Raw genomic sequence first — 13211 nt, 5'->3', positions numbered from 1 at the left:
AATACATACAATTTCATAAAAAAGTGCTTGCAAATGTAATTTTATTGATATATAATGATTGCAAAAGCAAGCAAAATAATATTAAACTTACGGAGGTGTTCCAATGAAAATTAAATTAAAAGATGTTTATTTGTTCAAACTAAATCTGATTAATGCTGGTCTTTCACAAAGAAGTTATGCAAGAAAAATAGGTATTTCTGAATCATACGCCAACCAAATTGCAAATGGTAATCGTAATCCATCTCCCTCGGTTGCAAAAAGAACAACGGAGTTACTGGGTCTTGATTTTAATGATATTTTTTTTATTGAAATTGCTTGCAAAAGTAATCATACTATATGATTCAAAATATTGCTATCAAAGATACTTAGTGTAAAGAAGGAGGAATGACATCTTGATTAAAGTTCAAGTCGATGAAGATATGATTAAGCAAATGTATCAGGACGCCATCAATGATCGTATAGAAAAATTGGATGAAGAGTTAGTGTATTGGGATTCCAATGAATTAAAGAGACGTACATGTATGTGTTGGAATACCATTCAAAACAATTTCTTTTTCGATAATAACTTCCCTAAAATTAAAATCGGAGGAAAATGGTACTTTCCAGCAGAGGAAACGAAGCAATTTCTCAAAGAATGGCTAAAAGATAGATAAAGAGGGAGAAGGTATATGGCTAAAAAATATTATTGGTTAAAACTTAAAAAGACTTTTTTTAATCAAAAGGAAATCAAACGATTAAGACGCTTAGCCGGTGGAGACACATTTACAATAATTTATTTAAAATTATTGCTTCTTAGCTTAGAAAATGAAGGGAAAATCTATTTTGAGGATATAGGAGACGATTTTGTCGATGAATTGGCTTTAGAAATTGATGAAGATGATGACAACATAAAAATGACGCTTTCTTACTTGTTTTCAAAGGGATTAATCGAGACTGTGGATGATAAAGAGTATTTTTTAAATGATATCCCTGAAATGATAGGTAGTGAAAGTGAGTCAGCTAGAAGGGTGAGGAAGCACAGACAAAGAAAAAAGCAACAAACGTTACAATGTAACAGCCAAGTAACGAAACGTAACACAGAGATAGAGACAGAGGAAGATAAAGATTTAGATAAAGAAAAAGAACCAGATAAAGAAACAGCAGAAATTATTCAATTTTGGGATGAAAATGGATTTGGTGTGAATAACATTCATGCAAAAAAACAGTTGTTGTTGTGGTTAAATGATTCTTCATTTAAAGAACCCAGAAAAGTTATTTTAAAAGCATTAAATATTGCTTGTGGAAATGGTGCTAGAAGACTTAAATACACTGAAGGAATATTAAAGAATTGGGAAAATGAATCTTTGTTGACCGTTGAAGAAATAAATAATAGTCAAAATAAGCGACAGAAACAAGTAGAGTCCATTAGTAATATTATTGATTATGACCCTGAGCGAGATAGATTCTAGGAGGTGCTGCATGTGAAAGCTATTGATTCGATTTTAAAGACTTCTTTCCCTCTTAAAGAATGTAGTGAAAAGGAATGTGAACAGTGTGGAAGGATATTCAAATTATATGAAACACCTAAAGGCATTAAGGGAGCATGTAAACATTGTATTGATCAACAGCTTATGAGGGATTTAAACATACCAGAAAAAGAAGAAAGAGAAATGCGAAAAGAAAAGAAGTTTATTGCAACCTTTGAGCGAGTTACAAACGATTTGAAGGATGCAACGGTTGAATCTTATATTCCTAAAGAAAAATCACAAAAACAGGCTAAAGAAGCTGCAATGAATTATATCAAATGCTTTGACGGGATAAAGTCACTTGTTTTTAGTGGTGCATGTGGATTGGGAAAAAGTCATTTGTCTTTTGCAATCACAAAGGAACTACGACAAAAAGGATATAAGGCACTGTATATAAAAGTTACTGATTTATTCGATTATATCAAGAACACCTATAATCCCGAGGCGAGAATAAGTGAAACACAGATTTTTAAAATGATAGATACATTGGATTTGTTAGTGCTTGATGATGTAGGTTCTGAATATGTAAAAACTAATGAATATGGTTATGAAAGCTGGGCTTCCGATGTTTTATATAAAGTATTTGACATTCGACTGAATAAAGCCACTGTATGTACGACTAATTATACGGAAACAAAGCTAATTCGAAAATATGGAAACAATGGACAACGTATTATGGATCGGATGATGGATTTAGCAAAAGCTATACGACTTGAAGGTGAGAGCTATCGAAAGGAGAGATTTTAAGTGTGGCATGGAATGAAAAGCGTAATGGTGTTTGATCCAAAGGACAGTCAAAAAGAGACGGAATGCAAGTGGGTTGAGTGGAACCAACATAAAAGTGCTGTTGGCGATAAATATGTACCAACAGCAGAAGAAACAAGAAAATATTTAGCAGTCCAGAAAAACGAAGGTAGAAGATATGCCTAGTATCTTCTGACCTTTTCTGACTTGCTTTATACTATTATAGCATTTCATAAAATGGATAGAAAGTGAATGTTTTTAAGCAGTTTTAAGCGATGGAACACGATTAATATATTGAAATCGATATTAGGGTCTTATATGAATTTTAAGGAGGCAATTTTTATATGAAAGCAACAAATAGCGGAAAGAATAAGCAAATTATAATACATGCAGGCTATTCAGAAGCGAGTATTATCTGTGAAGCACTTTCATCTTATCAACTAGCTATGCAACAACTATACGGAATAAACAGCGAGGAAGAAAAATATATTGGTGAACTATTGCATGCAATTCGAAATCCAGAAGTAATAAAACAGGAGGCATGTGAAAGAGAAAGATAATATTAGATAGATTGAGTGATTGAAGGAGGGACAACATAATTGGTGTGAATGAACAAACTCAAGTTTATGAATATCTTGGTAAAGAAAATGATCCTCTTTATAACAACATAATGCATTTGAAGCTGAATCAATCTTTATCAATTCCGGAAACAAACATACAAATAACGAAAACAAGGTATGAGATGTATGAAATTGTATCTGATGAATATCACGAATGCTATTCATCTCCACAATCTTTATATGAAAGGATTAGTGCTTTATTGAATGCCATTCACTTAGGAGGTAAGAAATGACGTCAAGTATGAAAAGATTTGAGCAAAAAAAGTGGGATCTTTACGATACTAATTTAGGTCAGGCATTAGAATCAGTTGAAAAGGGTGATTTACAATGTGCTTTTGAATGCTTTAAACGAGTAGCTTGGGTACTTCATTCTTTATCTAAGTATCAACCACCTATTGAAAAGGAACAAGAAGTTGAAATGAAACAATATATAAATTTCCATTTATAAGAAAGGATGATGATAAATGAATTTTGCTGCTGAAATAGAAGGGGTTTTTACGAGAGAAGAAATTGAATCGTTTCTAAAAGATGAACAACAATTTTATATCGAATATGCGGAAGAAAACTGGTTAGACCGTTATTTTAAAATAAAGGCAATGTCGCAAAAAACTCATGTTCCTAGTATTACTTCCGTCATATCGGATACACCAGGTGGATCAAATCTTAACAATAGTAAAACAGAACAATTTGCTCTAAAATCTGTTCAAGCGAGTGAATGGCTAGACACATTATTATATGCAGTGGGATCTCTTGCTCCAGCTGAACAAAAGTTAATTGAATTAAAGTACATGAAGAAGCGTAATGACGGTTCCAAATACTGTGATGAAGTCATTTATCCTCAGTTGTTTATCGGAAAGACAAGATACTATGAGTTGAAAAAAGAGGCTTTAGAAATGCTGGGCAGAAAACTATATGGTTTATTTAGTGAAAGAGGTTTTTCGTAATGGTTGCTTTGGTTCGGGCTGTGAAGAAAACAGTATTAGTTATGTTTTTGCTAGTACTGTTTATCACTTTTTCTACCATTTGTGGGATAATATTTTTGGCTGTTTTCCAGTGGTTTATGCATACTGAATTTTATTTGAGCATGGTTGGCTCTGTTGAGTTTTGGATATGGGTGTTAGGAATTCCGTTTATTATTATCTTTCTTGTGTTTTGTGCGAAAATTGCATAAAATAAATTTAATTTAACGTTGTATCGTCATACCCCTTTAGTTATAATTTGTCTAAAGGGAATTTTTTTGGTGAAATGATTGTTATTATTTACCATTGTCAGATTGGGTGGGTTTTCCGGATATAATTGGATATTTACGTAACAATAGGTGGAGTTTGTGAGGAGTTTCACTTAAACTAACTGGCAGGTTAGTTCAAATTCTGTTTTATATAAATAAAAGACGGTGAAAACGCACCGTCTATAATTAGCTATTTATTTTGTGTTAATTCTTTGTAATAAAGGTAATCGACTTTATGCTTGGTAGCCATTAACTGTGAAGCCAAAACCGCCGTATAAACAGTGGTTAGTACAATTGCTCCAACACCAAGACCTGAAAGGTTTATCTTATTAGATGTACTCATTCCATTATTGCTTGTGTTCATTCCATTATTACTTGTAGGTGCTTCTTCCATTTTATTAACCCCCTCATTTGTTATAGGGGTATTATTTGTAACGGCATTTAAACTTATACTCAAAAAATAACAGGCAGGTTCTAAAAACTTTAAACTTGTGAACAAATGTACTTAAACTAATTGGTGCGATAGCACAATAAGAGCAGTCGCCTTTTATTGTGCCATTTGGTAGTTTAGTTTAAGAGTGTGGTCTGATAATCTTTTCAAAAAACGGGAACTAACTCAAAAATACTGTCCGACCAAAGCACGGAAAGACAGGATTAATTGATGATGCTCTGTTAGGATTTTAAATAAGGAGTGAGTGACATGACGTGGGTTGAATCATTACAGGCAGCAATAGACTATATGGAAGATCATTTACTTGATGACCTTCCGATAGAAAACATTGCCCAACAGGCTAACTTTTCGGTTTTTCACTTTCAGCGTACATTTGCGATATTAACTGATATATCTGTTGGCGAATATCTTAGACGTCGTCGCCTAACATTAGCTGCCTATGAGTTAACAAGATCAAACACAAAGATTATTGATCTCGCCTACGAATATGGTTACGACACTCCTGAAGCTTTCTCGAAGGCCTTCAGGCGGCAACATGGTGTAACACCAAGTGAAGCAAGAAAGTACACGGGAAAGCTAAAATCTTATAACCGCCTGGTAGTACAGGTGAGTCTGAAGGGAGCAGAACCAATGCAGGTCAAAATTGTTGAACGTGAGGGATTTCAGATTGTAGGGTTTAAACAGGAATTTTCACTGGTTAATGAGGAGAACCTAGTGGGTATCCCCAAAATGTGGGATAAGATAAACGGAGAGGGCACTGACGAGCGATTGTTTAAATTGAACAATGGTCCAGTTGAAGGTGTAGTGGGTGTATGTGTTGAAATAGATTCCGGGTCCATTGATTATTGGATAGGTACAGCACACGAGGGCAGTGCTCCTAATGGATTATCAACTTTGGAAATCCCCGAATCCAAATGGGCCGTATTTGAGGTTCACGGGCCGATGCCGGATGCTATGCAAAAAGCGTGGAAACAAATTTTTTCAGAATGGTTTCCTTCAAGTGGTTACAAACATGCAGGTGCACCAGAACTAGAGGTATATTCAGATGAAAATCCATCCAGTCCTGATTTATATTCAGAAATCTGGATCCCTGTAAAATAGGAACCTATATAAGCAGTGGATTTCATCATGAATCCACTGCTTCAAGAAATTATTTTAATCTGCAATACGATCGGGCGCGATTCTGAAATGAAAGTCTCTTTTTCATTTTCAACTATATTGGTGCAAAAATTGAAAAGAGCAACGCAATATCTTGTTGCTCTTTAACCTCTAAAAGTATTTTCTATAAAACTCTTGTCGCAGCCTCCCAGTTAATTGAGCATAGATTCGTGTTGTTTCGCTTTTCTCGTGTCCCAGCAAACTTTGTATAACTTCAAGTGGGGCTCCGTTGTTCAATAGATGAGTTGCGTAACTGTGCCTTAATTGGTGGGGGTGGATGATTTTATTAATTCCAGCCCGATTAGAGATACGTTTAATGACGTATCTCATTTGAGCTATGCTCATTCTATGTGGATTGCGCTCCGTGACAAATATAGCTGGATCATTATCATCTCGTCTATCGAGGTATTTTTTTAGCCAAATATCACAACGTATATTGAAATATACCTCTCTCTCCTTATCTCCCTTCCCCCGAACAATTGCGGATTGACTTCCCCAGTTAATACTATTTCGGTCAAGTGTAACAATTTCTCCAATTCGACATCCTGTAGAAAACATATATTCAAATAAGGCTTTCTCCATTGAGGTAAAGCAAGCATCTCTTAAATGTTCAATCTCTCTTTCTGTTAAAAACTTTGGAATACGTTTACCAACTTTTGGTTCTTTTATTTTACTAGCAGGATTAGTTTCAATAATTCCTTCCTCGTGTGACCAACGAAATAAAGATCGAATAAACCTTATTCGATGAGACAAACTCGATGGTTTCAATTCTTTGCTTGATTCACCTAAATACTGCTTTAGATGCTGGGTTGTAATGTGCTTTATTTTGGTGTTGCCAAAATAATTCATTAACAACTTTGCTTGAAGCTTATAAGCAATCAATGTTTGTGGCGAAAATCCTTCAATTCTTTTATCAGATTCATAAGATTTTGTAGCTTCAGACATCAACAATTAAATTCACTCCCATATTGATCTTTGTTATACATTTTCACCAGATAAGTAGAATTAAATAACTATTTTTACAATTACGATGAATGTAATAGAAATTAATGATCAAATTAAATTAATATGAGTTATTCAATAAAGTTGAGAAACTCGCTGAATTGTTGTATTAAGTCGATGATCTCTATGGGAGGACTGATACAAAATGAACCTGGAAGCAAAATAGCAGGGTATTGAGGATTTAGTTGATTATTTTGAAAGACAAAAAATTAACCCCTTTATGCACTAGGGGTTAATCAATAGCAACATCTATTAGATCATTCAAATTAATTTTAGTACGTTCTTCGTTATCAATTTTGATGTATTTATTCACGATATCAATTTTATACAGTTTCCCTTTAGCCATATGTGCGAGGGAGTTAATTACTACGGATCAAAGAGTGATTGACATAGCTATGACCTATCAATTTAATTCGCAGGAATCTTTTACAAGAGCCTTTAAGAAAGTTTACGACATAACACCAGGAGATTATCGGAAACTGCTTAGAAAATTAGTTAGCAAAGGAGAGTTCATTGTGAGTACAAAAAGTAACGCACCTAACGGTTGGATTATGACGGGGGAATCGCCATTTGATTATGAAACTGGTTTAGATAACAGTGTTGTACATAGCGGTAATTACTCGGCATATTTGAAATCAAAGGATGAAAAAGCAAGAAGTTTTGCAACTTTGATGCAACAAATTAAGTCAGATAAATATCGAGGAGAACGGGTTCGGTTTTCCGCATTTGTGAAGAGTACAGATGTTAAAGAGAGTGCTGGCTTGTGGATGCGGGTCGATCATTCTTCTGGAGAAGTCCTTGCCTTTGATAATATGATGAATCGTCCAATCAAAGGAACGAACGAATGGAATCACTTAAGCGTTGTATTGGATATTCCAATAAAAAGTGAAGTAATAGCATTCGGTGTGTTGTTAAATGGATCTGGTCAAATTTGGATGGACAAACTTGGTTTTGAAGTTGTAGACGATAGTGTCCCAGTAACAGAACAAAGCCCCACAGAAGGTTTATCTAATGAACCTGTAAATTTAAATTTTGAAGATAATACTGCTGCCAGATGATAGAAAACCAATTCAGAAAAAGGAGGAATTAATTAGCCGTGAAGAAGTTTTTATCAGTTCTATTACTAATTGTTAATTCGCTCACTTTTCTTATTGGACTTGAATTTTTATTTGGAGAAGATAAGGAAAAAGATAATGATTTAAAACAGGAATAGTGCCGCAATCGGGCGCTAATCAGGAATAAGACTAGCGCCCAACTTGCCATTGTCGGGCCAGATTGTGGTGTAATTCGTATTCTAAATGTAAAAACCTTTTGACACAGACGAAACTTTCCTTTAAGGTTAAATGGAAAGAACTTTTGACATTATTAAGAGGTGATTACTTTGGATTTAATTAGAGCAGTCGTGCCACTTTTAGTGGGCTTAATTATTTTCTTTATTATCGGTTGGGTTACTGGTACAGATGAATATGGTGGGGTAAAAACAAAGGATGATGAGCGTTCACAATTGATTAAACAAAAAGCGATTGTAAGCAGTTGGTTATTACTCCTTATGTTTTTCGTTATTAACTTTGTCTTTGATTTATTTAATCTAAATGATGAGCGTTTAGCATTGATTCCGTTTGTCTATCCAGAATTACTTTATTTGTTGATTGCGGTTATTAGCTATTTTGTATATTACTGGATTTATAGCCGTCGGATGAGTAGCAATGAGAAATAAAATTTTAGAACTTCGCAAGCATAAAGGGTTTACACAAGATCAACTGGCAAAGAAATGCAATGTATCAAGGCAAACAATTAATGCTATTGAAAATGACCGATATGACCCTACTCTACAACTGGCATTTAAAATAGCGAGAGTACTCAATACCACAGTTGATGACGTATTCAATCCATAGCTTGTTTCTTCCAGAATAGGGCGCGATTCTCAAACAAGCATTGGCGCCCAATGTTGAAGAAAAGGACCAGATTGTTAGATACGTTAAGGTGGTGAAATGATGAGTAAAGATGAAGGTATTTTTGACAAATTTATCAGAGATGAAATGATGGATATCGAAACATTTCATCTCATTTATGATTTTGTTGCATTGGATAACTTCCGTCAAGGTGAGTATGAAGGCAATATGTTTGTTGTTAGAAAGATAAATGCAAATCATATACAGTTAGAAGATGAAGTAGCAACAGAAAACACCTCCATTCCAGCGGTATATACATATGCTAAAAAGAAGTTTTTATCGCTTTTACAATCTCATAAGCCAAGTTTGTAAAGTATGCCAGAATAGGGCGCTTTAACCTAAGAAGCGATTAACAATTGGAGTGGTGGCATATTAGTGATAAAAACAATAATAAAAAAGATGATACGACATTAAAAATTGTATCTTACTGGTTTGCGATACCTCGGATATGGCGCAGAAGCTTTTTTTGGGGCGTTATGTTCATATTGGCAGTAGTTGGTTGGGTTAAAATAATAAATAAGTATTTCTAAAGTATTAGATTCAACATATCAGCTAATATCAAAAGATTATTCAAGAAAAGGGCGCGAAACTGGAATAAGAACTGGGCTCCATCCTTGGATTGTTGGGCATTTTGCAGTTAAGGGAGAGAACAATATGGAAGCAGTATATTTTGCGGGTGGATGTTTATGGGGAGTACAAGCTTTTATAAAAACTTTACCTGGAGTTAAGTTTACAGAAGCGGGAAGAGCTAATGGAACAAGTCATACACTTGAGGGTGCTTATGATGGGTACGCCGAATGTGTAAAAACAGGATTTGATCCGACGGTTGTAACAATCAGGGAATTAATGGGATATTTATTTGAAATCATTGATTCATACAGTTTGAACAAACAAGGGCAGGATGTTGGCGAGAAATACAGAACAGGATTATATAGTGAAAAGCCAGAACACTTAAAAGAGGCGAAGGCATTTCTGGGCGAGAGAAATGATTATGAGCTTATAGTTGTTGAAGTATTACCTCTTACAAACTATGTGAGAAGTGCAGAAGAACATCAAGATAGGTTAGCTAGATGTCCGAATGATTATTGTCATATTCCAGAAAAAATATTAAGTAGATATAAGTAAAGAAGAATATTAAAAGATGGTTTATAGACTCTATAGTTCTAAGAAGTGCTTTACTATTATAATAAGGAGAACAGAATCGTTTAATCATTTTCAACAATCTGGCCTTTAATTCAATAAGTATTTATTATAACTCAGGCTTTATATACAAGATTTTAAGCATAACTTGAGTATAAAGCCTTGATTTATATTCAAAAAACATACTGCTGTAAATAACATTTTTTAATTGCCATATACAATCTATTGCTCCTGTTTTCATCAGATGCTCCCTCATAAACATTACTTTGCGGTCTACAGCAGCAACCCTGTGATCATCCCTAATTGAGCAGGATAGTATGAAGAAGATTGGAGGATTGTCAATGAAAATAGATGAGGAAATTTCGATTTTAGAATACAGTCCCGATTGGAAGAACTGGTTTGAAGAAGAAATAATTTCTCTAAAACCGATTTTTGGACCAAACACTACGTTTGAGCACTTTGGCAGCACGTCAGTACCTGGACTCACTGCCAAGCCTATTGTTGATATATTGATAGGACTGCATGGAACATTGGAGATCACTGTTAGCCAAAAAAAGGAGTTAGAACAACTTGGATATGAATGTCTTGGAACAGCTGGTGTTCAAGGAAGGATTTATTGTCGAAAGCGTGGCATACGCTCGTTCAACCTCGCAGTAACTCAATTAAATTCGATGTTATGGAATGACAATTTAAAGCTAAGAGATTATTTGCGTAGCCACCCTGATGAGGCCGAACTTTATGCTCAACATAAATTGGACGCATATCACCAAGGATATCGAAAATTATTAGCATATTCGGATTACAAATCTGATTTTATTGCTCAACTTCTCAAACGTGCAAAAGGCTTCACGAGGTAATTAGTAAAGGACTGTTCCAGAATCGGGCGCTATTCAGTAACAAGGAATGGCGCAAATATCGCATATAAGGGGCAGTTTATCGAACAGTTTTATTGTTTAGTTAGAGGTGATCGTTATGATGAAAACGATGAAGAGAAAAGGTTTTATAATGGTTTTAATTGGTTTTATATTGTTTTTTGCAGGGATTTATGTGTCTACTCATTGGATAGTAATTGGGGCTATTATGGCTGTTGGTGGAGGTAGCTTAATGGGCGGAAGCACTTATTTTTTGGTTGATGTAAAGAAGAATGGTCAAAATTAAACAATCGGGCACAAATCCGAAATAGGCGTTACCCAATTGTTGTTTCATCGGGCGCTTTCCTTGAATAAAAGTAAATTACTTTTCTATAAAAAAGTCCGATTTCCCCGCGTACGAGGAATCGGCCAGAAATGTTATTGAGTCACAAGGTTGTTAATTTCCGTTTTCAATTTTACCTTAATCCAAACCGTCATAAGGGTAGCCAAAGCCACGATGAAACAGGTAAAAATAGAAATAGCGGCGTATAGTCCAATCCATACAGCACCAAAACCAATTCCAATTGTGGGAAGGCCTACACCAATATAAATGACAACATAAAGGGTTGAGACAACGTTCCCCCGTTGATTGGCAGGGGCAATTTCATTGACAAGTTGCATGCTTCCCATAAAGGCTAGCCCCTGACCTAATCCCGTTATGATTGTACTTATGATTAATAACGTTATCGATTGTGATGGAACTGCCAGCACGAAACCAATTAAACCGACAATTAATAGAATGAGTCCGGACATCATTGATATACGAAAAGATAGGTTTTTAAAAGTTAGTTGGGCTACTGCCGATGCCCCCAGCATTAAAAATACAACGCCTCCCGTTATGGCTAAATTATGAATTCCCATCAAGGATGAAACATAGGAAGGAACAAGGGACATGAATAAGGCCGTTACAGACCATGCTGCAAAAGCAGTGATAGCCCCCATTGCAAACGGTGTTCGAATGTCAGATGGTACACTTGGCCGTTGAGGGCGCCAATGCCCGGTCGATTTTGATTTCACCGTTTCATTCATCATAAGAATAGCAATAAACCCAGGGATAAATAAAATTAAATGAACGATATACGGCATTACAAGTGGGTGGGGACCGTATTGTGCAAGAATGCCTCCAAGTATCGGTCCCACGGCTGTTCCACCTGCTGTCGCAATGGAAGTAACGAGCGAAGCGATTTTTCGATGATGGGGGCGAAGCTCAACTAAGGCAGCTGTCGCCGCTCCACTCATCATCCCTGCCGCTAACCCCTGTAAGCCACGAGCGATAAATAACCAAACAAGACTACCCGCAAGGGCAAACACGGCTGAACCAGCAGCCGAAATCAGCAACCCGATAAGCAGAATCTTTTTTCTCCCGATTCGATCAGAAAGTTGTCCAAAAATCAATAGGGAAGGAATGAGAACCAAGGCATAGATCGCGAAAATAAGCGTCAATACACCTGATGAAAATCCCCATTGCTGCTGATAAACGCTATACAAAGGGGATGGAATATTCGCTCCCACCATTAACATGAGGAGTGTATAGCCAACAAACCAAAAAGTTAACGTGTTTTTCCTAACCATTTGAATTCCCTCCCATCAATTTAGTAACTTCTCCATAAGGCAGTACCCCATCTGTCATACGATGAAAAGATTGTTGGTTTATAATTTCTTCACTAATGGCTTTAAGCAATGTAACACTCGATCTGAAAGGTCCTGAACCACAACTAAGCCTTTCAACTCCAATACGCGATAATTCCGTTAAGGAAGGTGTTTCTGGACTGGCTAAAAGGTTGATGGGACAAGCAATTTCATTCCGGAGATTCTTAATGATTTCCCGATTGTTTAAGCCAGGAACAAAAATACAGTCCGCACCAGCTTTTACGAATGACTTTATCCTTTTAACAGTTTCCTCAAATTGCTCCGAAGGGTTTCCAATGTTTAACCAGTACGTATCTGTGCGGGCATTAATAAACAGTGATGACTCTTTATGGGAATCCGAAAGTTCCTTAATAGCCGCAATTTTTTCCTGTTGAAAGGAAATATCATAAAGCGTTTGATTAGAATTACCTGTGCCATCTTCGATGTTTATCGCTACGACTCCAGTTGCTGTAACTTTTTTCATCTTGTCTACAATTTCACTAATCGTTTCGCCATATCCAGCCTCAATATCTGCGCTGACGGGTATATCAACGGATGTTGCAATATTTTTGATGGCTGTAGTCATTTCCTCAAAAGGTATATTTTGCCCATCATCATATCCCAGCGAGGCTGCAATTCCTGCACTTGTGGTTCCAATAGCTTCAAATCCACTTTCTTCAAATACCTTTGCACTGACAGCATCCCAAGCGTTTGGAAGTACAAATGAGGTGGGTTGTTGGTGTAATTGATAAAAGTCTTTTGCTTTTTCATATTGATTTCTGTGATTCATAGTGAACCCTCATTTCATATATAAAATTTGGCTTAATTATTGCCTGGTATTATTGTAACTTATAGACAGTTCAACTATAAT

Annotated in this window: 20 protein-coding genes and 1 pseudogene; 17 read left to right on the top strand and 4 right to left on the bottom strand. The window is 35.8% G+C overall.

Annotated elements, in window-relative coordinates; translation table 11 throughout:
- Positions 1-103: 103 nt before the first annotated feature.
- From CIL03_RS10325 to CIL03_RS10285, 8 genes are all read left to right on the top strand, one after another.
- Complete coding sequence (locus tag CIL03_RS10325) at positions 104-340, top strand: helix-turn-helix transcriptional regulator (protein WP_094885766.1); 237 nt, start codon at positions 104-106, stop codon at positions 338-340.
- A 52-nt stretch (positions 341-392) separates the two neighbouring features.
- Positions 393-653, top strand: a complete 261-nt coding sequence (locus CIL03_RS10320) for a group-specific protein (protein ID WP_094885765.1) — start codon at positions 393-395, stop codon at positions 651-653.
- 15 nt (positions 654-668) lie between these two features.
- Entirely contained in the window at positions 669-1448 is a 780-nt protein-coding gene (locus tag CIL03_RS20115) for a phage replisome organizer N-terminal domain-containing protein (RefSeq protein WP_094885764.1), read from the top strand.
- Positions 1449-1460: 12 nt separating this feature from the next.
- Positions 1461-2252: an ATP-binding protein gene (locus CIL03_RS10310; protein ID WP_094885763.1), complete on the top strand. Its 792-nt coding sequence runs from the start codon at positions 1461-1463 to the stop codon at positions 2250-2252.
- Complete coding sequence (locus tag CIL03_RS10305) at positions 2253-2435, top strand: hypothetical protein (RefSeq protein ID WP_094885762.1); 183 nt, start codon at positions 2253-2255, stop codon at positions 2433-2435.
- Positions 2436-2593: 158 nt separating this feature from the next.
- Positions 2594-2809 carry a hypothetical protein gene (locus CIL03_RS10300; RefSeq protein ID WP_094885761.1) on the top strand — a complete coding sequence of 72 codons (216 nt, stop codon included), beginning with the start codon at positions 2594-2596 and terminating at the stop codon, positions 2807-2809.
- A 289-nt stretch (positions 2810-3098) separates the two neighbouring features.
- Positions 3099-3317 carry a hypothetical protein gene (locus tag CIL03_RS10290; RefSeq protein WP_094885759.1) on the top strand — a complete coding sequence of 73 codons (219 nt, stop codon included), beginning with the start codon at positions 3099-3101 and terminating at the stop codon, positions 3315-3317.
- Between the two features lie 16 nt (positions 3318-3333).
- Complete coding sequence (locus CIL03_RS10285) at positions 3334-3813, top strand: ArpU family phage packaging/lysis transcriptional regulator (RefSeq protein ID WP_094885758.1); 480 nt, start codon at positions 3334-3336, stop codon at positions 3811-3813.
- Between the two features lie 474 nt (positions 3814-4287).
- Here CIL03_RS10285 and CIL03_RS10275 read toward each other — a convergent pair whose 3' ends face one another.
- Complete coding sequence (locus CIL03_RS10275) at positions 4288-4491, bottom strand: hypothetical protein (RefSeq protein WP_078989028.1); 204 nt, start codon at positions 4489-4491, stop codon at positions 4288-4290.
- A 306-nt stretch (positions 4492-4797) separates the two neighbouring features.
- Here CIL03_RS10275 and CIL03_RS10270 point away from each other — a divergent pair, with 306 nt between their 5' ends.
- Positions 4798-5649 (top strand): AraC family transcriptional regulator, encoded by an 852-nt coding sequence (locus CIL03_RS10270; protein WP_094885756.1) that lies wholly within the window; start codon positions 4798-4800, stop codon positions 5647-5649.
- A 168-nt stretch (positions 5650-5817) separates the two neighbouring features.
- On the opposite strand, the gene CIL03_RS10265 is transcribed toward CIL03_RS10270, so the two are convergent.
- Positions 5818-6657 (bottom strand): tyrosine-type recombinase/integrase, encoded by an 840-nt coding sequence (locus tag CIL03_RS10265; RefSeq protein ID WP_094885755.1) that lies wholly within the window; start codon positions 6655-6657, stop codon positions 5818-5820.
- Positions 6658-7007: 350 nt separating this feature from the next.
- On the opposite strand from CIL03_RS10265, the pseudogene CIL03_RS20250 reads away from it, so the two are divergent.
- The 8 genes and pseudogenes from CIL03_RS20250 to CIL03_RS10230 form a co-directional block, all read left to right on the top strand.
- Positions 7008-7175, top strand: a pseudogene (locus CIL03_RS20250) (helix-turn-helix domain-containing protein); the annotation flags it as partial.
- 48 nt (positions 7176-7223) lie between these two features.
- Positions 7224-7766, top strand: coding sequence for a hypothetical protein (locus tag CIL03_RS10260; RefSeq protein WP_240508056.1), 543 nt, complete (start codon positions 7224-7226; stop codon positions 7764-7766).
- Between the two features lie 323 nt (positions 7767-8089).
- On the top strand, positions 8090-8425 hold the full coding sequence (locus CIL03_RS10255; protein WP_019376598.1) for a hypothetical protein: 336 nt from the start codon (positions 8090-8092) through the stop codon (positions 8423-8425).
- On the top strand, positions 8415-8603 hold the full coding sequence (locus tag CIL03_RS10250; protein WP_019376599.1) for a helix-turn-helix transcriptional regulator: 189 nt from the start codon (positions 8415-8417) through the stop codon (positions 8601-8603). The genes CIL03_RS10255 and CIL03_RS10250 overlap by 11 nt, the downstream gene beginning before the upstream one ends.
- Before the next feature lie 99 nt (positions 8604-8702).
- The gene (locus CIL03_RS10245) at positions 8703-8972 is read left to right on the top strand and encodes a hypothetical protein (protein WP_019375754.1); all 270 of its coding nucleotides are present in this window, start codon (positions 8703-8705) and stop codon (positions 8970-8972) included.
- A 342-nt stretch (positions 8973-9314) separates the two neighbouring features.
- The gene (locus CIL03_RS10240) at positions 9315-9785 is read left to right on the top strand and encodes a peptide-methionine (S)-S-oxide reductase (protein WP_094885754.1); all 471 of its coding nucleotides are present in this window, start codon (positions 9315-9317) and stop codon (positions 9783-9785) included.
- Between the two features lie 356 nt (positions 9786-10141).
- Positions 10142-10657: a GrpB family protein gene (locus CIL03_RS10235; RefSeq protein ID WP_165767932.1), complete on the top strand. Its 516-nt coding sequence runs from the start codon at positions 10142-10144 to the stop codon at positions 10655-10657.
- A 115-nt stretch (positions 10658-10772) separates the two neighbouring features.
- Positions 10773-10958, top strand: a complete 186-nt coding sequence (locus tag CIL03_RS10230) for a hypothetical protein (RefSeq protein ID WP_133087827.1) — start codon at positions 10773-10775, stop codon at positions 10956-10958.
- 131 nt (positions 10959-11089) lie between these two features.
- On the opposite strand, the gene CIL03_RS10225 is transcribed toward CIL03_RS10230, so the two are convergent.
- Positions 11090-12283 carry an MFS transporter gene (locus tag CIL03_RS10225; protein WP_094885751.1) on the bottom strand — a complete coding sequence of 398 codons (1194 nt, stop codon included), beginning with the start codon at positions 12281-12283 and terminating at the stop codon, positions 11090-11092.
- Positions 12276-13130, bottom strand: coding sequence for an isocitrate lyase/PEP mutase family protein (locus CIL03_RS10220; protein WP_094885750.1), 855 nt, complete (start codon positions 13128-13130; stop codon positions 12276-12278). Before CIL03_RS10220 ends, CIL03_RS10225 begins: the two co-directional genes overlap by 8 nt.
- Positions 13131-13211 lie beyond the last annotated feature (81 nt).

Source organism: Virgibacillus indicus (assembly GCF_002266285.1).
Classification (GTDB): Bacteria; Bacillota; Bacilli; order Bacillales; family Amphibacillaceae; genus Virgibacillus_K; species Virgibacillus_K indicus.
Note: the sequence above shows the minus strand (reverse complement) of the source record. Positions and strands in the feature narration are given on the sequence as shown.